The organism is Parafrankia sp. BMG5.11 (assembly GCF_004337455.1).
The window spans coordinates 1-23,488 of the sequence record NZ_SJXI01000052.1; the positions used below are offsets into that span (position 1 = coordinate 1).

The 23,488-nt window shown below is 73.3% G+C and carries 21 protein-coding genes; 18 read left to right on the top strand and 3 right to left on the bottom strand.

Annotated elements, in window-relative coordinates:
• Positions 1-346, bottom strand: a 346-nt coding sequence (locus E0504_RS30860) for a FadR/GntR family transcriptional regulator (RefSeq protein ID WP_373693957.1), incomplete at its 3' end; no start/stop codon positions are given.
• Between the two features lie 731 nt (positions 347-1,077).
• On the bottom strand, positions 1,078-2,016 hold the full coding sequence (locus E0504_RS30865) for a FadR/GntR family transcriptional regulator (RefSeq protein WP_071064881.1): 939 nt from the start codon (positions 2,014-2,016) through the stop codon (positions 1,078-1,080).
• A gap of 1,038 nt (positions 2,017-3,054) precedes the next feature.
• Between E0504_RS30865 and E0504_RS30870 the strand changes: the two genes are divergently transcribed.
• The 14 genes from E0504_RS30870 to nusB all read left to right on the top strand — a co-directional run bounded on the left by E0504_RS30870 (position 3,055) and on the right by nusB (position 17,435).
• Positions 3,055-4,200, top strand: coding sequence for an MHYT domain-containing protein (locus tag E0504_RS30870; RefSeq protein ID WP_243657689.1), 1,146 nt, complete (start codon positions 3,055-3,057; stop codon positions 4,198-4,200).
• 73 nt (positions 4,201-4,273) lie between these two features.
• Positions 4,274-5,656 carry a replication-associated recombination protein A gene (locus E0504_RS30875; protein ID WP_112107592.1) on the top strand — a complete coding sequence of 461 codons (1,383 nt, stop codon included), beginning with the start codon at positions 4,274-4,276 and terminating at the stop codon, positions 5,654-5,656.
• Between the two features lie 363 nt (positions 5,657-6,019).
• A complete protein-coding gene (locus E0504_RS30880; protein ID WP_020459303.1) occupies positions 6,020-6,514 on the top strand; it encodes a DUF948 domain-containing protein in 495 nt (164 codons plus the stop codon).
• Positions 6,514-6,864, top strand: a complete 351-nt coding sequence (locus E0504_RS30885) for a hypothetical protein (protein WP_071064880.1) — start codon at positions 6,514-6,516, stop codon at positions 6,862-6,864. Before E0504_RS30880 ends, E0504_RS30885 begins: the two co-directional genes overlap by 1 nt.
• Positions 6,865-6,957: 93 nt before the next feature.
• Positions 6,958-9,600, top strand: coding sequence for an alanine--tRNA ligase (gene alaS / locus E0504_RS30890; RefSeq protein WP_112107590.1), 2,643 nt, complete (start codon positions 6,958-6,960; stop codon positions 9,598-9,600).
• Between the two features lie 71 nt (positions 9,601-9,671).
• Entirely contained in the window at positions 9,672-10,256 is a 585-nt protein-coding gene (ruvX, locus tag E0504_RS30895) for a Holliday junction resolvase RuvX (RefSeq protein ID WP_131626306.1), read from the top strand.
• Positions 10,253-11,662 carry an endolytic transglycosylase MltG gene (gene mltG / locus E0504_RS30900; protein WP_112107589.1) on the top strand — a complete coding sequence of 470 codons (1,410 nt, stop codon included), beginning with the start codon at positions 10,253-10,255 and terminating at the stop codon, positions 11,660-11,662. Before ruvX ends, mltG begins: the two co-directional genes overlap by 4 nt.
• Positions 11,663-11,664: 2 nt before the next feature.
• Positions 11,665-12,561: a shikimate dehydrogenase gene (locus E0504_RS30905; protein ID WP_112107588.1), complete on the top strand. Its 897-nt coding sequence runs from the start codon at positions 11,665-11,667 to the stop codon at positions 12,559-12,561.
• 47 nt (positions 12,562-12,608) lie between these two features.
• Positions 12,609-13,277: an A24 family peptidase gene (locus E0504_RS30910; RefSeq protein ID WP_112107587.1), complete on the top strand. Its 669-nt coding sequence runs from the start codon at positions 12,609-12,611 to the stop codon at positions 13,275-13,277.
• 58 nt (positions 13,278-13,335) lie between these two features.
• A complete protein-coding gene (gene aroC / locus E0504_RS30915) occupies positions 13,336-14,520 on the top strand; it encodes a chorismate synthase (RefSeq protein WP_071064875.1) in 1,185 nt (394 codons plus the stop codon).
• 2 nt (positions 14,521-14,522) lie between these two features.
• Positions 14,523-15,086, top strand: coding sequence for a shikimate kinase (locus E0504_RS30920; protein WP_071064874.1), 564 nt, complete (start codon positions 14,523-14,525; stop codon positions 15,084-15,086).
• Positions 15,086-16,201 carry a 3-dehydroquinate synthase gene (gene aroB, locus E0504_RS30925; protein ID WP_071064873.1) on the top strand — a complete coding sequence of 372 codons (1,116 nt, stop codon included), beginning with the start codon at positions 15,086-15,088 and terminating at the stop codon, positions 16,199-16,201. The genes E0504_RS30920 and aroB overlap by 1 nt, the downstream gene beginning before the upstream one ends.
• A gap of 209 nt (positions 16,202-16,410) precedes the next feature.
• The gene (gene efp, locus E0504_RS30930) at positions 16,411-16,974 is read left to right on the top strand and encodes an elongation factor P (RefSeq protein ID WP_020459313.1); all 564 of its coding nucleotides are present in this window, start codon (positions 16,411-16,413) and stop codon (positions 16,972-16,974) included.
• A gap of 53 nt (positions 16,975-17,027) precedes the next feature.
• Positions 17,028-17,435 carry a transcription antitermination factor NusB gene (gene nusB / locus E0504_RS30935; protein ID WP_071064872.1) on the top strand — a complete coding sequence of 136 codons (408 nt, stop codon included), beginning with the start codon at positions 17,028-17,030 and terminating at the stop codon, positions 17,433-17,435.
• Between the two features lie 232 nt (positions 17,436-17,667).
• Here nusB and E0504_RS30940 read toward each other — a convergent pair whose 3' ends face one another.
• Complete coding sequence (locus E0504_RS30940; RefSeq protein WP_006540108.1) at positions 17,668-18,165, bottom strand: transcriptional regulator; 498 nt, start codon at positions 18,163-18,165, stop codon at positions 17,668-17,670.
• A 561-nt stretch (positions 18,166-18,726) separates the two neighbouring features.
• On the opposite strand from E0504_RS30940, the gene pyrR reads away from it, so the two are divergent.
• The 4 genes from pyrR to E0504_RS51460 are packed head-to-tail and all read left to right on the top strand — an operon-like array spanning position 18,727 to position 23,447.
• The gene (gene pyrR, locus E0504_RS30945) at positions 18,727-19,320 is read left to right on the top strand and encodes a bifunctional pyr operon transcriptional regulator/uracil phosphoribosyltransferase PyrR (RefSeq protein ID WP_071064888.1); all 594 of its coding nucleotides are present in this window, start codon (positions 18,727-18,729) and stop codon (positions 19,318-19,320) included.
• A gap of 43 nt (positions 19,321-19,363) precedes the next feature.
• Entirely contained in the window at positions 19,364-20,293 is a 930-nt protein-coding gene (locus E0504_RS30950) for an aspartate carbamoyltransferase catalytic subunit (protein WP_020459316.1), read from the top strand.
• A complete protein-coding gene (locus tag E0504_RS30955; protein WP_112107585.1) occupies positions 20,290-21,645 on the top strand; it encodes a dihydroorotase in 1,356 nt (451 codons plus the stop codon). The genes E0504_RS30950 and E0504_RS30955 overlap by 4 nt, the downstream gene beginning before the upstream one ends.
• The gene (locus E0504_RS51460) at positions 21,642-23,447 is read left to right on the top strand and encodes a hypothetical protein (protein WP_207974616.1); all 1,806 of its coding nucleotides are present in this window, start codon (positions 21,642-21,644) and stop codon (positions 23,445-23,447) included. Before E0504_RS30955 ends, E0504_RS51460 begins: the two co-directional genes overlap by 4 nt.
• Positions 23,448-23,488 lie beyond the last annotated feature (41 nt).

Below are 23,488 nucleotides of genomic sequence, written 5' to 3' on the forward strand. Positions count from 1 at the left end.
CGCGGGCGCCGCCGTGGGCGCCGCGGCGGACGGAGATGAGGGCTTCGGATTCGAGGACGCGGAAGGCTTCGCGCAGGGTGGGGCGGGAGACGCCGAACTGTTCCATGAGGACGGCTTCGGGGGGTAGGGCGTCGCCTTCGACGAGCTCACCACGGACGATCTGGCGGCGGAGCTGGGCCGCGACGAGCTCGGCGGTCTTGGGCACGCGGACCTGCTGACCGAGACCACCGCCGAGCGGGCCACCAGCGACCGCGGCACGGCCGCTCGGGCCTTTTGCCGTCCTGCCACCACGCTGGTGCTCGGCTAATGTCATTCTTCCGTGCCTCTCCGGACGGACGCGGCTCATCACGCCGCGGGCATTCCGCGTTCCCGCCGGTTCAGGTGTGCGGCCGGCCTAGATGCCCGCCCGTTGCCGGTGCCCGCTTGGTGCCCGGCGGAAGAATGATACACGTTCCGCAATGAGGAGACTGCCGAGCGCACCCTGTTGGCGTGGTCCTCCCGGTCTTCGACACTGATGTCGACCACAGTTGTCCGTGACAGTTGTCCGTCGCTGTTCTCGGTCACCGCAGTCAGCCGCCGTAGTCGGTGGCTGTTGTCCGCCGTCGCGGTTCGGCGGCGTTCGTTCGCGGTGTTGTCCGGCGGCGTTGCCTACCGGTGTTGCCCAGTGGCGTTGTCCGGTGCTGTTGTCCGACATGGTTGTGTGGGCAACTGCGGAGCGCGTAACAAGTCGTGCGAGTGGTTGTCCGAGTACGGTTGTCCGTGTATGGCCCCGCGGCGCCAACCGCGGTGCGAGTACCAGCATGTTCGCCGCGCCGCCGCGATCCGTCGTGGTCGACTGGATACCCGCGCAATCGCCGGTGCATTCGACGCCGCGCAATCTGTTTTCAGCGTCATGGCGCCGGTGTCATGGCGTCAGCTCCGTCAGCTCCGTCAGCTCCGGTGCCCCGTCAGCGTCAGCGGCGCCGATGTCGGCGCCGCTGACGGGGCCAGGGGAGTCCAGTGCCAGCGGGGGTCGGTGCCATTGCGGGCCAGTGCCGGTCGCGTCAGTGCCGGTGGTGTTGTCAGTGCGGGTGGTGATCAGTGCCGGTGGGCGGTCGCCTCCTCGACGTGCCGCCGGATGCAGGACCGGGCCAGGTGCTCGGCGAGCGCGCCCTCGCCGCGGGTGATCGCGTCGACGATCTCGGCGTGCAGCGGGTGCTGCCACCACTGCCCGAGCCGGTCGGTCTCCTCACGGGGATGCGAGAGGTCCGCCAGGACCCGGATGAACAGCTCGGCGGCCGGATTGCCCGCCAGCCGGGCGATCTCGAGGTGCAGCAGCACCGGGGCCTCCCCGGTGGAGCCCGCTGCGACCGGCGCCGGCCGGGTGCCGGCTGACCGTGTCCGCGAGCGCGCTCCCGCGGCCCGCCCGCCCGGCGTGGCCGGCTGCAGCGCACCGCGCAGCCGGGTCAGTCCGGCCGTGTCGATCCGTTCGGCGAGCCTGCGGACGGCCACGGCCTCCAGGGCGGACCAGGTCTCGCAGAGGTGCTCCGGCCGGGCACGGGCGAAGTCGAGGTAGACCCGGGCGACGTCGCGGACACCGTCGTGGTCGGGCGCGGTCACCACAAGGCCGCCGCCGGGACCGGGCCGCGGCCGAGCCACCCATCGGCTCTCCAGCAGCCGGACGGCTTCGCGCAGCACCGACCGCCCGACCTGGTAGCGCTCCATGAGCTGGGCTTCCGACCCGAGCCCCTCGCCGACCGGCCACCCGCGCCGGATGATCTCCAGCTCGATGGTGCGGGCCAGTCGGGAGGCGAGGGTGCGCTGCCCGAAGCGGGAGGTCGGTTCCTCCGGCTCGCCGACGACGAGGCCGATCGCCCCGCCGTTCTCGGCATGGCCGCCGGCGCGGCGGCCCGCGGCGTGCCCGCCGCCGAGGGCGGAGCCGACAGCGGGCGCGGCGCCGCGTGGAGAAGTCCGTGCTGCGCCGTGGAACGCGCCGGACGCTGTATTCCGGCCGGCCGGCGATAGCCCGTCAGACACTGCTCTTCCTCCGGATGAACTCGTTGGCCGACGCCGGACTTTCCGACGTCGCCGTGACTGCTCCGACGGCGGGCAGTCATCGCCGCGCCGGCGACCTGTCGACGGCGTTCGCGATGACGCCCACAGTGTGCTCGGATTCCTTTCCGGACGTGTTCCGTGCCGTTCCGGTGAGTTCCCGGTAGTCGGCACCGACGTTTGCCCCCGGCATCGGAAGCGTGTTCCAGATAAGGGGCTCCAGTCAACCGATTGCAGCTACCCATGTGGGCCAAGGGCGCGCCCGTTTGGCATCTGTGCAGCTCCGCCGCTTCGTGTCCCGGTGGCCCGGAAGCGTGACCGGAGGATGCGTGGCCGGCCGGGAATGCGCGTAGCCCGGCCGTTTCCACTGCGTGGCGGCTTCCCGCGCACCGCCGGCACGGCGCGCGGCGGTGTCGTCGGTGGTGGAGCGGCTGGGCTCTCGACATCCGGACGTGTGTCCCATGCCATCCACCGTGACCGGCACTTACAGGCCACCTACATCCTGTTCGACCGTTCGTGCGGAAAATCGACGCACTTCCGGGACGCCGATACGTGGTGGTTGCGCCCTGCCCCCGTTATCGGCTCGTGAACCACTCCGGAGTGCCGTGCCCCGGTCGCCCGCGTCGGTATTCACCGACCATTCGCCGGGTTGCGCGCCGGGACGGACCGAATTCGCGGACGGTTTGCCGCCGACGGGTTGAGGAAAGAGCGGGGCGACCTCGAGAGGCCGTCGGGCACGGGCCTCGGGGTGTGGGGCCGACGAACGCGCTTCGTAGCGGTGAGTAGCGGGTTGTTGCTCAGAGTGATTTTATTGCTCCGTGGTGACGTAGGCGTCGCATGCCACAAGGGGTCTCTGGCCTGTCACCGTAGGGACCGAAGTCCTGACCCGGGGCCGCCACGGCTCGGTGCGGCGTCTGTTACTTCCTCCGGTGTAATTCGGCGCGCAAGTTCTCGTTAGCTGAGAACTTGTGTTAGGAATGGGCGTCTTTCGGCTGGTCTGGGGGGAAATTGATCACGGTGCAGATGGCCCATCAACATTCGAGTCAGGATCTTCTGTTCGCCGCGGTGTCCGTACTGCTCGCCGTGATCGGCTCCTTCGCGGCGCTGGTGAGCGCGATGCGGATACCTTCCGCCGAGGGGCGGGCGAGGTTGCGGTGGACGATGTTGGCCGCGGTGTCTCTCGGTGGCGGCGCGGTGTGGTCCATGCACTTCATCGGAATGATCGGTTACCAGGTCGCCGACCGCGACGTGCGGTACGACCTGCCGCTCACCGGGCTGTCCCTGCTCATCGCGATCGCCGTCTCGGCGGTGGGCCTGTCGCTGGTGGCCCGGCGTCCGGACAGCCCGGTGCGGCTGGCCGTCGGTGGCGTCGTCGCCGGGCTCGGCGTCGCCGCGATGCATTACACGGGCATGGCCGCGATGCACGTCGGAAGTGACATCAGCTACCGGCACGGGCTGGTGGCCCTGTCGGTCGGCGTCGCCATCGTCGCCGCGCTGGCCGCGCTGTGGATCGCCTTCCGTGTGCTCACCGGGCTGCACGTCGTGCTGGCCTCGCTGGTCATGGCCGTGGCCGTCTGCGGGATGCACTACACGGCGATGGCCGCGACGCAGGTCCAGACGGCCGCCGTGCTGTCCCCGGTCACCGGGGCGGACCCGATCACCCTGGCGATGCTGGTGTGCGTGATCGCCTTCTCCGTGCTCGCGGTCGTGATCTTCGCCGCGCTCGGCGGGGTCACCTATTCCGATCCGTTCGCCCCGGTCCAGGAGCGCAGCCGGCATCGCGGCGGGCCCCGGCCGGGCGCCGGGCGGGTCGAGGGCGGCCCGTCCCACCGGGAGCGCCCCGGTGGCGACGGCCGGGTCGGTGGGGGTGAGCGGCCGGAGCAGGCCGATCGGGTCGGCGGAGGCGAGCGGTCCGGGACCGACGAGCGGGCCGCCTGGGCGGCGCAGCGGAGCGGTCCCCTCGAAGCGGTCACGTCGAACGCGCCGCGGGACCGGGGGCACCGGCCCGGGCCGGCCGGCCCGGCCGGCCCGGCGAACCGGCGGGATGCCCTGAAGCGGCCGGATGCCGCGGACCGTTGGGACGCCGTGGACCGGCGCGATCCGCCGGACCAGCGGGGCCCGGCCGACCCGGTCGGCTGGACGGGTGACGCCCACCATGGGTGGCGGTGACCTCCGCCAGTGCCCGCGGACGCCGTCCGCCTGCTCTCGGATCGGTGTCGGACCCCGGCCGTACGGTGGTCGGGTGAGTCTCTTCGACGCGGAGCTGGCCGAGACGCTCGCCTCCTCCGGCCCGCTCGCGGCCCGGTTACGCCCACGCGGCCTGGACGAGGTCGTCGGGCAGCGTCACCTGCTGGCGGAGGGCAGCCCGCTGCGCCGGCTGGTGGAGGGCGGCGGGACGACCTCGGTGGTGCTGTGGGGGCCGCCCGGTACCGGGAAGACCACGCTGGCGCACATCGTGTCCCGGGCCACCCGGCGCCGGTTCCGCGAGCTCTCGGCTGTCACCGCGGGTGTCAAGGACGTCCGCGCGGTGGTGGACGAGGCCCGCGAGACGTTGTCGATGTCCGGTGTACGGACGGTCCTGTTCATCGACGAGGTGCACCGGTTCACCCGTACCCAGCAGGACGCGCTGCTCCCGTCCGTGGAACGCGGGTGGGTGACGCTGGTCGCGGCGACCACGGAGAATCCTTTCTTCTGTGTTGTCTCCCCGTTGCTCTCCCGGTCGCTGCTGCTGACCCTCGAGCCGTTGACCGACGCCGACATCGCCGAGCTGGCGGAGCGTGCGGTGACCGATCCGCGCGGCTACGGCGGGCGCCTCGTGCTGGCAGAGGAGGCCCGCGAGCACCTGGTCCGGGTCGCCGGCGGTGACGCCCGGCGCGCGCTGACCGCGCTCGAGGCGGGCGCGGAGGCGGCGCTCGCCGCGGCCGGTCCGGACGGAGCCGGTCCGGACGGAGCCGGTCCCGTCCGCCTCGAGCTCGACCTCCTCGAGCGGGCGGTGGACCGCGCCGCCGTCCGCTACGACCGGGAGGGCGACCAGCACTACGACGTCGTCAGCGCGTTCATCAAGTCGATGCGCGGCGGTGACGTCGACGCCGCACTGCACTACCTGGCCAGGATGCTGGAGGCCGGCGAGGACCCGCGTTTCGTCGCACGCCGAATGATCATCCTGGCGAGCGAGGACGTCGGGATGGCCGATCCCGGGGCGCTCGGGGTCGCCGTGTCGGCGGCCCAGGCCCTCGAGCTCGTCGGGCTCCCGGAGGCACGGCTCGCCCTGGCCCAGGCGGTGATCCATCTGACGCTGGCGCCGAAGTCGAACGCGGTGATCACCGCGCTGGACGCGGCGACGGCCGACATCCGGTCGGGCCGGGTCGGGCCGGTGCCGCCGCACCTGCGTGACGCGCACTACCGGGGCGCGGCGCGGCTGGGTCACGGCGAGCGGTACCGGTATCCGCACGATCACCCGGACGGGGTGGTCCGACAGCAGTACGCGCCGGACGTCCTCGCCGGGTCGGACTACTACCACCCGACCGGGCACGGGTTCGAGCGGCGGGCGGGCGAGCGGCTCCTGCTGCTGCGCGGAGTGCTGCGGGGACAGCCGCCAGACCCCCCGGCGGACACCTCCGGCTGACCACCCGGCGCCGGCCCGTCCGGCCGGGGACGGACACGGACGGCCCGGGGGTTACCGGTGGTGCGTGCACACCGGTCGGTAAGGTCACTGGCGAACGGCACCGGCAGACCACCCGGACCACCGCACGAGGGCGCCGCACCGGACGGCGTGACGGCCGCCGTGGCAGGCGGTGCGGCGTGACGGCCGGTGCGGCGTGACGGGCGGAACGGTGTCCCGGCGGGACTGCCCCGGCCCGCGCAGGGCGGCCCCGGTGGTCCGGCCGGCCTCGGTGGCCGGTGTCACCAGGCGTTACCCGGCACTGGCGTTACCTGAGACAGGCGTTACCTACGACTGGCGTTACCGACAACGATGGAGGCGAAGCACATGTCCGGTGGTGCGGTCGCGGGCCTGATCGCCTCTGGGGCGTTCGCGGTGCTCGTGCTCTTCGCCTGCTACGTCCTGTACAAGCTCGGCAAGATCTTCGACGAGGCCGCGGCCCGGGTACGGCAGACCGGGATCGTGATCGACGAGGGCACCGCCCGGGTCCGGCAGGCGGGGGCGACCGTGGACGAGGTCAACGTCGCGCTCGCCCACGTCAACAAGGAGCTCGACCGGATCGACGCGATCACGGCGAACGTGCAGACGGTGACCACCAACGTGTCGTCGCTGACGTCGCTGTTCGCCGCCACGCTGGGCGGGCCGATCGTGCGGGTCGCCGCGTTCAGCTACGGCGTGCGGCAGGCGGTCGCGAAGCGGGCGAAGGCGGATGTCACCGCGCGCGTGTCGGCCGAGATGAAGGCGGAGAAGTCGCAGCGCCGGGCCGCGCGCCGCGCGCCCGAGGTCACCGCGTCCGGCGCGGGCGGCCGGGGTCGTCGCTGATGGGGACGAGGATGTTCTACGTCGCCCTCGGCGCGGCCACCGGGGTGCTGGTGGTGCGCCAGGTCGCCCGCGCGGTCTCCTCGCTGTCGCCGACGAGTCTGGCCGGGTCTTTCGTACAGTCGGTGCGGGAGTTCGCCGCCGACGTCGGCGAGGCGATGGCCGAGCGGGAGGAGGAGATCCGCTCCGCGCTCGGCCTCGACGACGCGGACGGCTCCGGCGACGGCGAGCGTACAGGCGCCGCCACGAGCACAGGGGCTGCCGCGAGCGACCAGGACACCGCTGCCCCGGGTCCTGACGAGTTCGACCCGGAACGGACGATGCGTCTGGTCCCCGGCGCGCGCCGGCCATGACCTCCGACCGGTCACGGCCGATCCCGGGTGCACGCCCGGCGTCGGCCGGGTGGCCGGGTGCCTTATCCCGACGACCCTGGACGACGTGAACCGATGGACACGGCCGAGATCCGCCGCCGCTTTCTGAACCATTTCTCCGAGCGGGGTCACACCGTGGTCCCGAGTGCGTCCCTGGTGGCGCAGGACCCGACCCTGCTGCTGGTGAACGCCGGCATGGTTCCCTTCAAGCCCTACTTCCTCGGGGACCTGAAGGCGCCGTGGAACCGTGCGACCAGCGTGCAGAAATGCGTGCGGACCGTGGACATCGACAACGTCGGCCGCACCGCCCGGCACGCCTCCTTCTTCCAGATGTGCGGGAACTTCTCCTTCGGTGACTACTTCAAGGCCGAGGCGATCCCGTTCGCCTTCGAGCTGATCGTCGACGGCTACGGCTTCAACCCCGACGACCTGTGGGCCACCGTCTACCTGGACGACGACGAGGCCGAGGCGATCTGGCGCACCCTGCTGCCCGCCGAGCGCATCCAGCGGCGCGGCAAGAAGGACAACTTCTGGTCGATGGGTGTGCCCGGCCCGTGCGGCCCGTGCAGCGAGATCTACTTCGACCGCGGCCCGGCGTACGGGCGCGAGGGCGGCCCGGAGGCGGACGAGGACCGCTACCTGGAGATCTGGAACCTCGTCTTCATGCAGTTCGCGCGGGGCGAGGGCAGCGAGTACGGCTACGAGATCGTCGGTGATCTGCCCGCCCGCAACATCGACACCGGGATGGGCCTGGAGCGGATGGCCACCATCCTGCAGGGTGTCGAGAACCTGTACGAGATCGACATCTCCCGTCCGGTGCTCGATGCGGCCGGCCGGCTCACCGGCACCCGCTACGGCGCCGACCCGGCTTCCGACGTCCGGCTGCGGGTCGTCGCCGACCACACCCGGACCGCGGCGATGCTGATCTCGGACGGGGTCTCACCGTCCAACGAGGGCCGCGGGTACGTCCTGCGGCGGATGCTGCGCCGGGCGGTGCGTGACGCCCGGCTGCTCGGCGCCCGCGAGCCGGTCATGGACGAGCTGTTCGGTGTGGTCCGCGCGGCGATGGGTCCGATCTACCCGGAGCTGGTCGACCAGGCCGAGGCGATCACGGCCGTCGCGGTCGCCGAGGAGACGGCCTTCCTGGAGACGCTGCGCACGGGCACCACCCTCTTCGACACCGCGGTCACCCAGGCCAGGTCCAGCGGGTCGTCCCAGCTCAGCGGCGAGTCGGCGTTCCGGCTGCACGACACCTACGGGTTCCCGATCGACCTGACCATGGACATGGCGTCCGAGGCGGGCCTGACCGTGGACGAGGCGGGCTTCCGCCGGTTGATGGAGCGCCAGCGCCAGGCGGCGAAGGCCGACCGGGCGTCCCGGCGGATCGGCAACCTGGACCTCTCCGCCTTCCGGCCGATCCTCGCCGCCTCCGGCCCGACGACGTTCACCGGCTACACCGAGCTCGGGCGCGAGTCGGGCATCGTCGGCATCGTCGGCATCGGTGACGGCGGCAGCCTGACCGCGGCCGGCGAGGGGGAGGAGGTCGGCATCCTGCTCGACGCGACCCCCTTCTACGCCGAGAGCGGTGGCCAGGAGGCCGACCTGGGCCGGATCCGGTTCGACGGCGGCGAGGCCGAGGTGCTCGACGTCCAGCGCCCGGTGCCCGACCTGGTCATGCACCGGGTGAAGGTGCTCGGCGGCGAGCTGCGCGTCGGGGCGGACGTGTTCGCCGAGGTGGACGTCGAGCGCCGGCGCGCGGTGTCGCGCTCGCACACCGCCACCCACCTCGTGCACACCGCGTTCCGCCGGGCGCTCGGGGAGTCGGCGACGCAGGCCGGGTCGCTGAACTCGCCGGGCCGGCTGCGCTTCGACTTCCACGCGCTCGGCGCGGTGCCCGACTCCGTCCTCGCCGACGTCGAGGACGAGGTCAACGAGATCGCCCTGCGTGATCTGGAGGTCCGCTGGTACGTCACCTCTCAGGAGGAGGCGCGCCGGCTGGGCGCGATGGCGCTGTTCGGTGAGAAGTACGGCGACCGGGTCCGTGTCGTGGACGTCGGGGACTACGCCCGCGAGCTGTGCGGTGGTACCCATGTGGCCAGCTCGGCCCAGCTTGGCGCGATCAAGCTGCTGTCCGAGTCGTCGATCTCGGCCGGGACGCGCCGGGTGGAAGCGCTGGTCGGCATGGACGCCTTCCGGTTCCTGGCCCGCGAGCACGTGCTCGTCTCGCAGCTCTCCAGCGCGCTCAAGGCCCGTCCGGACGAGCTCGCCGACCGGGTCGCCGACATCGTCGGGCGGCTGCGCGAGGCGGAGAAGGAGCTGGAGCGGCTGCGGGCACAGGCGGTGCTGGCCGGCGCGGCGGCGCTCGCCGCCGGCGCCGAGGACGTGGGGGGCGTGGCGCTGGTCACCGCGCAGGTGCCCGCGGGCACTCCGGCAGACGACGTCCGCCTGCTCGCCCTGGATGTGCGCGGCCGGCTCGCCGGCCGGCCGACGGTGGTCGCGGTCGTCGAGGCCGCCGGCGCGGCAGTCGTCGTGGCGACCGACGAGACCGCGCGGACCCGCGGCCTGCGGGCCGGCGACCTGGTCCGGCACTCCTGGGCCGCGCTCGGCGGCAAGGGCGGCGGCAAGCCTGACGTCGCCCAGGGCGGACGCGGTGACGCGGACATGATCCCGAAGGTCTTCGCCCGGCTGCGCGAGCTGGTCGCCGACCAGGGCGCGTGAACGACACCGGTGTGGGCCGGGGGGACACCGGCGGCGCGGCCGCGGCGTCGCCCCGGCCCGGCCCGGACCCCGTGACCGCTCCGGATTCCGCGGCCGGTTCGGATTCCGCGGCCGGTTCGGATTCCGCGGCCGGTTCGGATTCCGCGGCCGGCGGGCAGGCGGACGCGGGGCGCGGCGTGCGGATCGGGGTGGATGTCGGGTCGGTGCGGGTCGGTGTGGCGGTGAGCGATCCTGACGGTCTGCTCGCCGTGCCGGTGACAACTCTGCGCCGAGATGTGTCTCGCCGTGGCTTTGCGGACATCGACGAGCTTGCCGACATCGTCCGGGACAGGCACGCTGTCGAAGTTGTCGTCGGTCTGCCGCGTCACCTCTCCGGCCGGGAGGGCGAGGCCGTCCGGCTCGCGCGGCGGTACGCGGAGGTGCTGTCCGCGCGTGTCGCGCCCGTGCCGGTCCGTCTCGTCGACGAGCGGCTGACCACGGTCGTGGCGCATCGCAGAATGGCTGAGCGCGGACTGCGTTCCCGGGCCCGCCGTGATCTCGTGGATCAGGAGGCAGCAGTGCAGATCCTGCAGCACCACCTGGACGTCCGCCGGGCACGCGGGGGATCCGGCGGCGCCGCCTCGGGCGGTACTGGGCGGCCCCTGGATTCGGCGTGATCCGGGACGGGGACGGATTCGACGAGCTGCTCGACGGCGCGGGCTACGACGACTACGACGACCGGGACTACGACGACCGGGCGTACGAGGAGCAACGCCGTGCCGCGGCGGGTGCGCGGCGCTCCCGCCGCGGCCGCGCCGGGAGCGTGGACGGCCGCGACCGGGCCGGCCTGGCCGCGGGTGAGCGCGAGCCCGCCGGCTACGAGGACGGCTTCGAGCCGGACGAGGCCGACGCGTACGGGGCCTACGGCGGCGCCTATGACGACGACGCCGATGGCGACCCCGACGACGGGGCCGCCCCGCCGAGGCGTGGGCGTGACGATGACCGGGGGCGGCCCGATGGACGTCGGCCGGGCTCGGCTCTGCCGAAGCTGATCGGTGTGCTGGTCGTGGTCGCCGTCCTGGTCGGCGCGGGGATCTTCGGTGTCGGCAAGGTCATCGGCCGGATCGGCGGGGAGCCCGCGGCCGACTACGCGGGGTCCGGCGAGGGCATCGTCGTCGTTCAGGTTCCCGCCGGCGCCACGTCGTCGGAGATCGCGGGCCGGCTGGCCGCCTCCGACGTGATCGCCAGCCGGCAGTCCTTCGTCAACCTCGCGTCGCGGGACCAGCGCGCGCTGTCGATCCAGCCGGGCACCTACCGGCTGCGCTCGAAGATGAGCGCGGTGGCGGCGCTCGACGCGCTGCTCGACGACGCGTCCTCCGCGCTGTTCCGCTACACGATCAGCCCTGGGGACACGGTCCGGCAGGTGTTCAAGGAGCTGTCCACACGTACGGGCACGCCGGTGGCCGACCTGGAGGCGATCGCGCGCAAGCCGTCGACGCTGGGCCTGCCCGACTACGCCACGGGGCTGGAGGGCTACCTCTTCCCGTCGACCTACGACGTCGCGCCCGGCACGGACCCGGTGGACGTGCTCAAGGAGGCCGTCGCCCGGTTCCGGGCCAACGCCGAGGAGATCGACCTCGTCGGGCGCGCCGAGGCCGGGCACGTGAAGCCCCAGGACGTTGTGATCATCGCCTCCATCATCGAGAAGGAGGTGGCGAACGAGGGCGAGGGGCCCAAGGTGGCGCGGGTCATCTACAACCGGCTGAACGACACCTCGGGCCGCTTCCGGCGGATCGACATGGACTCGACCACCCGGTACGCCCTCGACGAGTACGAGGGCCCGCTGACCCAGGACCAACTCCGCCAGAACAATCCGTACAACACCCGCGCGGTCGAGGGTCTCCCACCCGGCGCGATCTCGAACCCGAGTACCTGGGCGATCGAGTCCGCGCTCAGCCCGGCACAGGGGTCGTGGTTCTACTTCGTCTCCATGCCGCAGACGCATGAGACGGTCTTCGCCACCACCGACGCGGAGTTCCAGGACGCGCTGGACGAATACCACCGCCAGGGAGGGGCCGAGTAGCCGTGGTGATCAGCTCTCGTGACCGTGCGGAGCCGGCCGGGCCGGGTCCGCACGCCGGGCGGGCGGCGGTGCTCGGCTCGCCCATCGGTCACTCCCTCTCCCCGGTGCTGCACACGGCCGCCTACGAGCGGCTCGGCCTGGACTGGACCTACACGGCGATCGAGTGCGACGAGGCCGGCCTGCCGGGCATGCTCGACCGCCTGCGTGACGAGCCCGGCTGGGCCGGGGTCTCGCTGACGATGCCGCTCAAGACCGCCGCGGTCGACCTGCTCGACGACGTCGAGCCCACCGCGGCCCTGCTCGGCGCCGTGAACACCGTGGTCGTCCGGGAGGACGGGCGGCTCGCCGGGTTCAACACCGACGTCGACGGCGTCGGGTACGCGCTGCGGCGGCTCACCGGCGGCGCGGCCCCGGTCCAGCCGCTGGTGCTCGGGGCCGGCGGGACGGCGCGGGCAGTGGTCGCCGCGCTCGCCCGGGTCGGTGCCACTCGGGTCGCGATCGTGGCGCGCCGCCCCGACGCGGTCGCCGAGCTCGTCGGCATCGGCGCCCGGCTCGGCGTCTCGGTCACGGCGCTGCCCTGGGACATCCTCAGCGGCGGGATGCCGGCTGGGCCGGACCTGGTGGTCGCCACGACCCCCGCCGGGGTGACCGACGAGCTCGCGCGTCGCCCGTGGCCGGTGACCTGCGCGTTGCTGGAGCTCCTCTACCACCCCTGGCCCACGGCGCTGGCGGCCTGCGCCTACCGCGGCGGTGCGCGGGTGGTCGGCGGCCTCGAGGTGCTGGCCGGCCAGGCGGTCGGCCAGGTGTGCCACTTCACCGGCCGCCCGGTGGACGAACGGGTCCTGCTCGCCGCCGGCCACGCGGCGCTGTCGGCCCGCGTCGCGAGCCGGATCGGATGAGCCCGGCGGTCGGATGAGCACGATGGTCAGGTGAACAGGGTGGTCAGGTGAACACGGTGGTCGCCGCCACCGTGGCGGCCGCGGTCTGCGCCGCGCTGCCGATCCCGCTGCTGCCCCGGGTCGTCGACTCCTTCGATCCGGTGGACGGCCGTTTGCCGCGCCGGGCGACCCCCGCGCCGGCCGTGCTCGGCGCCGTCACCGCCGTCCTGATCGCCGCCGTCGCCGCGTCGACCTACCCGCACCCGGGACGTCTGCCCGCGTACCTGTACCTGACGGTCGTCGGGGTCGTGCTTGCCGCCGTGGACCTGCGGGTGCACCGCCTGCCGGACGTGATCGTGCTGCCCTCGTACGCCGTGCTGGCCGCGCTGCTCGCCGTGCCCGCGCTGGCCGAGGGCGCGCCCGGCCGCTGGCCGCGGGCGCTGCTCGCCGGCGCCGTGGCCTGGCTGTTGTACGCGGGTCTGCGCCTGCTGCCGGGGGCCGGGCTGGGGCGGGGGGACGTGAAGCTCGCCGGGCTGCTCGGCGTGGCGACGGGCTGGCTGGGCTGGTCGGCCGTCGTGGTGTGGCTGGTCGCGACGACCATGATCTCCGGTGCGGTGGTCCTCGTGCTGCTGGCGCTGCGCCGCGTGTCCCGCCGTGATCCGATCGCCTACGGCCCGTTTCTGCTGTTCGGGGCGCTGATCGCGGTGCTCGGCGTGGGCTGGGAGCCGGCCGGCTGAGCGATCTCCGGCCCGCGACGGGGGCTCGTACCGGACCGGCCGTGAAAGACTGGCAGGCATGGTGCGTTGGTTGACAGCGGGGGAGTCACACGGCCCCGCACTGGTTGCGACGGTCGAGGGGTTGCCGGCGGGCATCCGGGTGTCCAGCGCGGACATCGGCGCCGAGCTGGCCCGGCGCCGTCTCGGCCACGGTCGCGGCGCCCGGATGAAGTTCGAGCAGGATGAGATCGAGCTGCTCGGCGGCCTGCGGCACGGGGTCAGCCTGGGCGGCCCGGTGAGCGTCGTCGTGCGCAACACCGAGTGGCCGAAGTGGGAGCGGGTGATGGCGCCCGACCCGATCGACCCGGCGGAGCTGGAGGGGTTGGGCCGCAACGCCCCGCTCACCCGCCCGCGCCCGGGTCACGCCGACCTCGCCGGCATGCAGAAGTACGGCTTCGACGACGCGCGGCCGGTGCTGGAGCGGGCGAGCGCCCGGGAGACGGCCGCCCGGGTCGCGCTGGGCACGGTCGCCAGGGCGCTGCTGCGCCAGGCGTACGGCATCGAGGTGGTCTCGCACGTCGTCGCGATCGGCGCGGTCGAGGTGCCACCCGGCACGCCGCCGCCGACCTCGTTGGCCGTCGTCGACGCCGACCCGGTGCGCTGTGCCGACCCGGCCAGCAGCGCGCTCATGGTCGCCGAGATCGACGCCGCCCACCGCGACGCGGACACCCTCGGCGGCATCGTCGAGGTGCTGGCCTACGGCTGCCCGCCGGGGCTGGGGAGCTACGTCCACGGCGACCGCCGGCTCGACGCGCGGCTCGCCGGCGAGCTGATGGGCATCCAGGCGATCAAGGGCGTCGAGTTCGGTGACGGTTTCCGCACCGCGCGCCGGCGCGGATCGGTCGCCCACGACGAGATCGAGCCGCTCGAGGGGCCGGGCCGGCGGGTCCGGCGGGCCAGCGATCGCGCCGGCGGCGTCGAGGGCGGGATGACGACGGGCGAGCCGCTGCGCGTCCGCGCGGCGATGAAGCCGATCTCGTCCCTGTCGAAGCCGCTGGCCACGATCGACGTCGCAACCGGCGACCCGGCGGTCGCCATCGCCCAGCGGTCGGACGTGTGCGCGGTGCCGGCGGCCGGCGTGGTCGCCGAGGCGATGGTCGCCCTCGTGCTCGCCGGCGCAGCGCTGGAGAAGTTCGGCGGCGACTCGGTGGAGGAGACCCGGCGCAACTACGAGGGCTACCTGAAGTCGCTGGCGGTGCGTTGACCATGCGCGCGGAGAGCGGGGCGCGGGCCGACGGGCCGGGGGCAGCTGTGTCCGGCCCGGTCGCCGTGCTGGTCGGCGCGCCGGGGGCGGGTAAGAGCACCGTCGGTATGGCGGTCGCGGCGCGCCTCGGGGTGGCCTTCCGCGACACCGACGCCGATGTCGAGTCGAACCTCGGAATGAGCGTCTCGGACGTGTTCCTGGAGCACGGCGAGGAGTACTTCCGCGCGGCGGAGCGGGCGGCGGTGCTGACCGCCCTGGCCGAGCACCCGGGTGTGCTCGCCCTGGGCGGCGGGGCAGTGCTGGACGCCGGCGTCCGCGCGGAGCTGGCCCGGCACTGGGTCGTCTACCTCGACGTGACCGCGTCTGACGCGGCGAAGCGGGTCGGGCTCGCGCGTGACCGGCCGCTGCTCGTGGAGGGCCCGCGGACCCGGCTGGCCGCGCTGCTGAAGGCCCGCCGTCCGCTGTACGAGGAGGTGGCCGCGATCACCGTGGACACCGCCGCCCTCGGGATCGACGACGTCGTCGCCGCGATCCTGATCGAGCTCGCCGGGAGGGCGGGGCACTGATGTGCGCGATGAAGGTTTCCGACATGGTCCGCATCCAGGTCACCCCGTCCGGTGACCGGGCCTACGACGTGGTGCTGGGCGAGGGCGCCCTCTGCGAGCTACCGGCGCTGGCCGCGGGGCGCACCCGGGTCATGGTCATTCACCCGCGAGCGCTGCGGGCCACCGCCGCGGCGGTCATCGCCGAGCTGCGGGCCGGCGCCGGTGCCGGCGTCGAGACGCACGCGTTCGAGGTGCCGGACGGCGAGGAGGCCAAGCAGCTGCGGGTCGCGGGCGCCTGCTGGGACGCCCTCGGCCGTGTCGGCTTCACCCGCGACGACCTGGTGGTCGGGCTCGGCGGCGGGACGACGACCGACCTGGCCGGGTTCGCCGCGGCGGGCTGGCTGCGTGGTGTCGACGTCATCCAGGTGCCCACCACCGTGCTCGGGATGGTCGATGCGGCGGTCGGCGGCAAGACGGGTATCGACATCGAGGCGGGCAAGAACCTCGTCGGCGCCTTCCACCAGCCGCTGGCGGTGCTCTGTGACCTGTCGACCCTGGCCAGTTTGCCGGCGGTCGAGGTCCGGGCCGGGCTCGCCGAGGTCGTCAAGGCCGGGTTCATCGCCGATCCGCGCATCCTCGAGCTGCTGGAGGCCGATCCGACCGGGTCGGCGCGGCTGCCCGAGCTCGTCGAGCGGTCGATCCGGGTCAAGGCGGCGGTGGTGTCCGGCGACCCGCGCGAGGCCGGCCGGCGCGAGATCCTGAACTACGGGCACACCCTCGCCCACGCGATCGAGAAGGTCGAGAACTTCTCCTGGCGGCACGGCGCGGCGGTCTCGGTCGGCATGGTCTTCGCCGCCGAGCTCTCCCGGCTCGTCGCCGGGCTCGACCGCGCGACCGCCGATCGCCACCGCGAGCTGCTGCGGGCCATCGGGCTGCCGGTGGAGTACCGGGGGGACCGCTGGCCGGCGTTGCTCGACGCGATGCGGGTCGACAAGAAGACCCGGGGCCGGCGGTTGCGTTTCGTTGTGCTCGAAGCGCTCGGCCGGCCGCGCGGATTCGACGATCCCGAGCCCGGCCTGCTGCTGGCCGCGTACGGCTCGGTCGCCGCGGGCGGTGTGAGCGCTACCGGGAGCTGACCGTTCGGCTGGCACCGCGCGTGGTCCGCCGTGGGCTGCGAGGCGGCCATGCCCTCGATCTGTAGACTTTGCCGCGGCCTGACCCGGTGACGGGCGGCGGGCCGGCGATCGACCAGCTGACGGTCGGTCGACAACACGGCGATCGGTCATACGGCGATTAGGCCTACGGCGATCGGCCGGACGGCGACCGGAACGGAGAGACACGCGCAGTGGCGACAACGAACGACCTGAAGAACGGCATGACGCTCGACATCGACGGGGTGTTGTGGAACGTCGTCGGATTCCAGCACGTCAAGCCGGGCAAGGGCGGGGCGTTCGTCCGGACGACGCTGAAGAACGTGCTCACCGGCAAGGTGGTCGACCGGACGTTCAACGCCGGAATCAAGGTGGACGTCGCGACCGTCGACCGCCGCGAGATGACCTACCTCTACCGTGACGGCGCCGACTTCGTGTTCATGGACAGCGAGTCGTACGACCAGATCCCGGTCCCTCCGGGAGTGGTCGGCGGGGTTGCCGACTACATGCTGGAGAACACGATTGCCACCGTCGCGCTGCACGACGACGCGCCGCTGTACGTCGAGCTTCCGGCGAGCGTCGAGCTGACCATCTCCGCGACGGACCCGGGCGTCCAGGGCGACCGCTCGACCGGCGGCACCAAGCCGGCGACGCTCGAGACCGGCGCGAACATCCAGGTGCCGCTGTTCATCACCACCGGCGAGAAGGTCAAGGTCGACACCCGCGACGGCCGGTACCTGGGCCGGGTGACGAGCTGAGCGCCAGGTCCAAGGCCCGCAAGCGGGCGCTGGACGTCCTCTACGAGGCGGACATGCGCTCGGTGCGGGCGATGGAGACCCTTGCCGCGCACCGGGCGCAGGCCGACCCGCCGGTGCCGGACTACACCTCGGACCTCGTCGAGGGCGTGGTGGCCCACCTGGCCGAGATAGACGCGCACATCGCCCGGTTCGCCCAGGGCTGGACACTGGACCGGATGCCCCCGGTGGACCGGAACATCCTCCGGATCGCGGTGCTGGAGCTGTTCTGGCGTTCCGACGTGCCGGACCGGGTCGTGATCGACGAGGCGGTGAGGCTGGCCAAGACGATCTCCACCGAGCGGTCGCCGGCATTCGTCAACGGCCTGCTGGCGAGCCTGCTCAAGGAGAAACCGGTGCCGGAGGGAAGCCCTCGGGCAGCCGGGGCGGCTGAGGCCGTGGGCGGCGAGTCGGCCGAGGCCTGAGCTCGCGTACCGAGGCTCGCGCCTGAGTCTGCGCGGTGTCCCGGTACGTCACGGATGTGACGTACCGGGTCGTCCCCCAGAAGATCCCTGGTGCTGGTGCTGGTGCTGTGCGTGCCACCGCTGGGTGGTGGAGCGGAGCGACGGTACCCCCCGGTGACCGTCCGCCCGTGGTGCCTGGTGCGTCCGGATGCCCGGGCCGGGCATCCGGGTGTGGAACCAGCCGACGGCGGGACTAGGCGTCCGACGCGGCCGGCTCGCTGCCCTGCTCCGGCGAGAGAACACCCCAGGACACGAGCTGCTCGGTGAGCTTGCTCGGGGAGGTGTCGTAGATGACCGCGAGGGAACGCAGGTCCTCGTAACGGATTGAGAGCACCCGGCCGTTGTAGTCGCCGCGCTGGCTCTGGATGGTGGCCGCGTACCGCGCGAGCGGACCGCCCTGCTCCTTGGGAACCTGCGCGAGACGTTCAAGGTCGAGGACGATGCGCGGGGACTGCTCGAGGGGCGCCACGGTGGAGCCTTCGGGGAGCAGCTCCCCTACCGGCACGCCGTAGAACTCGGCCAGTTCAGACAGGCGCTGGACGGTGACGGCGCGGTCTCCACGCTCGTAGGAGCCCACCACGACGGCCTTCCAGCGACCGTGCGACTTCTCCTCGACGCCATGAAGCGAGAGCCCCTGCTGGGTGCGTATCGCGCGCAGCCGAGCACCGAGCGCCTTCGCATAGTCGGACATCGAAGTGCCCACTCCTGTCGTGGTCGATCAGCTGGAACCGGGGCTCTTGCCGCCGGCGGTTACCGATAGTAGTGCCCGCCAGGTTGAGGCTCGACACCCGGGGGGTCGTGTCGCCTCTTTCTTTGTACCACTTTCTGTAGCCTCCTGGTTGCGGCTGGCATTAGCGCCGCTGGCACTTCCCGGATGGGGCGCCGGCCGGTGCGTTTCGTCTATCTACGGTGACGTGTAGTGACGATTTTGATGCTCGGTATGCGGAGCATCGTGACCCGTGTCACTCTCAGCAACGGCTCTCGCGGGCTGGTTGAAGCGTCCGTGGAATCCGTCCGTACCGGGCCGACGTCTTGCGTGGCCCCGGCCCTCAGGCCTGCTCGACCGGTCCCTTGGGCCCGGAGGCGGCTGGTACGGTCGCGTGGACCGCTCCTTTAAGGACCGTCCAGTGAGGCGGGGAAGGAGGGACACCTCGTGGCCTCGGCCGCACAAGGCGACCCTGCCCGGAACACGACCGGGCGTACCGGGCGTACCGCCCGTCCACGGGACGAGCTCCGTGCCGGGACGGCCGATGTGAGCAGCACCCCCACCGGGTCCGAGGGGCTCACCGGGTCCGAGGGGCTCGGCATCACCCGCACCGTGCTCTCCGCCGCCGACATGAACCGGGTCGTGAGCCGGATGGCGCACCAGGTGCTGGAGAAGACCTCCGGCGGCGACGGCGTGGTCCTGCTCGGCATCCCGACCCGCGGCGTGCCGCTCGCGGAACGGCTGGCGCGTCGGGTGGCCGCGGTCGAGGGCGTGACCCTTCCCGTGGGCTCCCTGGACCCGACCATGTACCGGGACGACCTGCGGCTGCGCGGCGTGCGCCCCCTCGAGGTGACCGAGATCCCCGACTGCGGGGTCGACGGGATGGTCGTCGTCCTGGTCGACGACGTCCTCTACTCCGGGCGCACCGTCCGGGCCGCGCTCGACGCACTGTCCGCCTATGGCCGCCCCCGCGCTGTGCAGCTCGCCGTCCTGGTCGACCGGGGCCACCGCGAGCTGCCCATCCGCGCCGACTACGTGGGGAAGAACATGCCCACCTCGCGCCGCGAGTCGGTCGCCGTCCGGCTCCGGGAGGTCGACGGCGCCGACGCCGTCCTCATTGTCTCGTCGGACGCGCCGTGACCGCGCACGCGACCCCGCGCCGCCGCCCGAGGTGGTGGGTGTGATGAACCATCTGCTTTCCACCGCGGATCTCAAGCTCGACGACGCGCTGCTGGTGCTCGACACGGCGGACCGCATGGCGCGGGTCGCGGACGCGCCGGTCCGCAAGCTGCCGACGCTGCGCGGCCGGACCGTGGTCAATCTGTTCTTCGAGGACTCCACCCGTACCCGCACGTCCTTCGAGGTCGCCGCCAAGAGGCTGTCGGCAGATGTGATCAATTTTTCGGCCCGGGGGTCAAGCGTGTCGAAGGGCGAGAGCCTGAAGGACACAGCGCAGACCCTCGAGGCGATGGGCGCGGACGCCGTCGTCTGCCGTCATCCCGCGAGCGGCGCCCCGCACCGGCTGGCCAGCTGGGTGCGCGGCAGCGTCGTGAACGCCGGTGACGGTACGCACGAGCACCCCACCCAGGCGTTGCTCGACGCCTTCACCATCCGCCGCCGGCTCGGCCGGCTGGACGGGCTGGCCGTGACGATCGTCGGGGACGTCCTGCACTCGCGGGTGGCCCGCTCCAACGTCTGGCTGCTGACGACCCTCGGTGCGCGGGTGACCGTGGTCGCCCCGCCCACGCTGCTGCCGCTCGGTATCTCCGGGTGGCCCGTCGAGGTGTCCTACGACCTCGAGTCGGTCCTGCCCAAGAGCGACGTGGTCATGATGTTGCGTGTGCAGCGGGAGCGGATGTCCGCGGCGTTCTTCCCGACCGAGCGGGAGTACAGCCGCCGTTACGGCCTCGACGCGGACCGGGCCGCGCTCATGCCCGAGCACGCCCTGGTCATGCACCCCGGGCCGATGGTCCGCGGGATGGAGATCGCCTCCTCGGTGGCCGACTCGCCGCGCTCGACGGTGGTCGAGCAGGTCGCGAACGGCGTGAGCGTCCGCATGGCCGTCCTCTACCTGCTGCTCGGCGGCAGCGGCGCCGAACGGGAGTCCTCATGACATCGGTGATCGTGGTGCGTGGCGTCCGTCCGCTGGGTGGTGACGCGCGGGATCTGGTGATCGCCGACGGGACGATCGCCGCGGTCGCGCCGGCCGGGGGCGGCGAGCGCACCGGCGTCGTGGCCGAGGCCGCCGCGGGCTCCGCCGACGGGACCCGTCCCGCCCCCCTGGTCGTCGACGCCACCGGGCTCGTGGCGCTGCCCGGGCTGGTCGACCTGCACACCCACCTGCGCGAGCCTGGCCGGGAGGACGCCGAGACGGTCGACTCCGGTACCCGCGCGGCGGCGCTCGGCGGCTACACGACGGTGTTCGCGATGGCCAACACCGACCCCGTCGCCGACACCGCCGGGGTGGTCGAGCAGGTGTGGCGGCTCGGCCAGGACGCCGGGCACTGCGACGTGCGCCCGGTCGGCGCGGTGACCAGGGGGCTCGCCGGCGAGCGGCTCGCTGAGCTGGGCGCCATGGCCTCCTCCGCGGCGACGGTCCGGATGTTCTCCGACGACGGTCACTGTGTGTCCGACGCGTTGCTCATGCGCCGCGCGCTCGAGTACGTCAAGGCCTTCGACGGTGTGATCGCGCAGCACGCGGAGGAGCCGAGGCTGACCGCCGGGGCGCAGATGAACGAGGGCGCCATGGCCGCGCGGCTGGGCCTGCCCGGCTGGCCGGCCGTCGCAGAGGAGGCGATCATCGCCCGGGACGCCCTGCTGACCGGGCACGTCGGGTCGCGCCTGCACATCTGCCACGTGTCCACGGCGGGCTCGGTCGAGCTCATCCGGTGGGCCAAGGCGAAGGGCTGGCGGGTGACCGCGGAGGTCACCCCGCACCACCTGCTGCTCACCGAGGAGCTCGTCGCCTCGTACGACCCGGTGTACAAGGTCAATCCGCCGCTGCGCACCGAGGCCGACACAGAGGCACTGCGAGCCGGGCTCGCGGACGGCACGATCGACTGTGTGGCCACCGATCACGCCCCGCACGCCTCCGAGGACAAGGAGACGGAGTGGGCCGCCGCCCGGCCCGGGATGCTCGGCCTCGAGACGGCGCTGTCCATCGTGATCCAGACCATGGTCGAAACCGGCCGGCTCGACTGGGCCGGTGTCGCCGACCGGATGGCGTTGGCGCCGGCCCGGATCGGCGCCGTCGCCGACACGCCGCGTGACCCGGCGAGCTTCGCCCAGGTGGGCGCGCCCGCCACCCTGACCCTGCTCGACCCGGAGGCGCGACGGGTGATCGATCCACTCGCCGTCGCCAGCCGGAGCAGCAACACTCCGTACGGTGGCCGCACGCTGCCCGGTGCCATCCGGGCGACGTTCCTGCGAGGCCGGCCCACCGTGCTCGACGGGAAGATCATATGACCTCCGCCTCACGATCCACATCCCTGCCGGGGATCACCCCGTTCGCGCTGGCCGGCCCCGTGCTGGCCGCCGGTGGCAAGGATCAGACGGGCCTGCACCTGCTCCTCGCCTTCGGCCTGTTGCTGCTGGTCGTGGCAGTCGTGGGCGCGATGCGACGGGCTTGGCGCGGCCGTGCGCAACAGCAGGAGGAGAACCTGCCGGACCTGCCCGAGCCGCCGGAGCAGACCGGGAACGTGCTGGCCGCCCCGCTGCGTGGGCGCTACCTCGGCACGGTGGACGCCGGCCACTGGCGGGAGTGGATCGCCGCGCGCGGCCTGGCCGGGCACGACGGCGACTACATCGCCGTCTACGAGCTTGGAGTGCGGGTCGACCGGGACGGCGAGGCGTTCTGGATCCCCCGGGAGGCCGTGCGGGGCGCCCGTCTCGAGCGGGCGCACGCCGGGAAGGTCGCCGCGCCGAGCCGGCTGATCGTGGTCGCGTGGTCGTTCGAGGGCCGGGAACTGGAGGCCGGCTTCCGCGGCGAGGACCGGGCCCGCCAGCCGAAGGTCGTCCGCTCCGTGCACGACCTCATCGGGCCGGCGCCCGCCCGGCCGATGTCCGGCGACATCACCTCGCCGCACGCCCTGCCCCGGCCGCGCAACCGGCTGCGGCCCCGCGTGCCGGCGCCGGCACGCCCGGCCGAGCCCGGCGCGCCGGCCGCCGCGGCCCCCGCCCGCGGGCAGCGTCCTGATCTCGCCGCGGTGGCTCCGGGCGGGCCCGCGACGATGCCGATCCCGGTCAACGGCCGCCAGCCCCGGTCGGAGCGGGCCGGGTGGCGCCGCGGTGGCGCCGCGGCCAGTCAGGGCGCCGCCGCCGAGACCCACGCCGGCCAGCGCGGATACGGCGCGGACGCGCCCGGCACGGGCGCCTCCGGCGGCTACGACACCGCTGCCCACGGGACGGGTGCCCTTGGGACGGGTGCCCAGGACACGGGCGCCTACGACATCCGCGCCCACGTCACCGGAGCGCACAGCATCAGTACCGACAGCACCGGCGCCCACGGCACCGGCGCCCACGGCACCGGCGCCCACGGCACCGGCGCCCACGGCACCGGCGCCCACGGCACCGGCGCCCACGGCGCCGGCGCGTACGACACCGGCTCCCATCGTGCTGGCGGGTACGGGACGGGCTCGCACCGGACGGGTGCGTACGACACCGGCGGTTACCGGCCAGGTGCCCACGACGTGGGCGCCCAGGGCTCCCAGGCCGTGAGCGGCGGGACGGCCGGCTACGACACCGCCGGCTACAGCACAGCCGGCTATGACACGGCCGGGTACGGGACTGACAGCTACGACCTGCGACGCCAGGGCACCGGCGGGCTGGACGCGCGCGGCCACGCCACCGGCGGGTACGGGCGCCCCGGCGCCCCCGGGCCGGCCGCTCCCGACCAGGGGGCGCTCGACTCGGCCGCGTACCACCTGGGTGCCGGCGACGCCGGCGTCCACAGCTCGGGTGCCTACAACTCCGGCGCCTACGGCTCCGGTGCCAACGACACGGGTGCCCACGACTCGCGTGGATACGGCCAGGGCGCATATGACCAGGGCCGGCGCGACCCGGGCGGACGTGACCAGGGTGGATACGACCGGGAGGCGTACGCCTCCCGCGGCCGGGCCGGCACGCCACCGGCCGTCGGCGTGCCGGGTGACCAGGGGAACTACTGGCGGACCGGCGCCGACCCGGCGGAGCGGCCGCGCGACCAGGGGACCGACGCGTTCACCGCACCGCCCGGTGAGGCCTCGTACCGACGGGAGGAGTACCCGTGACAGCGGCGCCCTGGCGGTCTGCCAGGGGTGGAGGGGGCCTG

Bases quoted from the DNA above. Each gene is read 5' to 3' on its own strand.
- aroB (WP_071064873.1), top strand. From the start codon at position 15,086: ATGTGCGCGATGAAGGTTTCCGACATGGTCCGCATCCAGGTCACCCCG.
- E0504_RS30950 (WP_020459316.1), top strand. From the start codon at position 19,364: ATGAACCATCTGCTTTCCACCGCGGATCTCAAGCTCGACGACGCGCTG.
- E0504_RS30870 (WP_243657689.1), top strand. From the start codon at position 3,055: ATGGCCCATCAACATTCGAGTCAGGATCTTCTGTTCGCCGCGGTGTCC.
- E0504_RS30940 (WP_006540108.1), bottom strand. From the start codon at position 18,165: ATGTCCGACTATGCGAAGGCGCTCGGTGCTCGGCTGCGCGCGATACGC.
- nusB (WP_071064872.1), top strand. From the start codon at position 17,028: ATGCGCTCGGTGCGGGCGATGGAGACCCTTGCCGCGCACCGGGCGCAG.
- E0504_RS30880 (WP_020459303.1), top strand. From the start codon at position 6,020: ATGTCCGGTGGTGCGGTCGCGGGCCTGATCGCCTCTGGGGCGTTCGCG.
- E0504_RS30955 (WP_112107585.1), top strand. From the start codon at position 20,290: ATGACATCGGTGATCGTGGTGCGTGGCGTCCGTCCGCTGGGTGGTGAC.
- E0504_RS51460 (WP_207974616.1), top strand. From the start codon at position 21,642: ATGACCTCCGCCTCACGATCCACATCCCTGCCGGGGATCACCCCGTTC.
- aroC (WP_071064875.1), top strand. From the start codon at position 13,336: ATGGTGCGTTGGTTGACAGCGGGGGAGTCACACGGCCCCGCACTGGTT.
- E0504_RS30885 (WP_071064880.1), top strand. From the start codon at position 6,514: ATGGGGACGAGGATGTTCTACGTCGCCCTCGGCGCGGCCACCGGGGTG.
- alaS (WP_112107590.1), top strand. From the start codon at position 6,958: ATGGACACGGCCGAGATCCGCCGCCGCTTTCTGAACCATTTCTCCGAG.
- E0504_RS30920 (WP_071064874.1), top strand. From the start codon at position 14,523: ATGCGCGCGGAGAGCGGGGCGCGGGCCGACGGGCCGGGGGCAGCTGTG.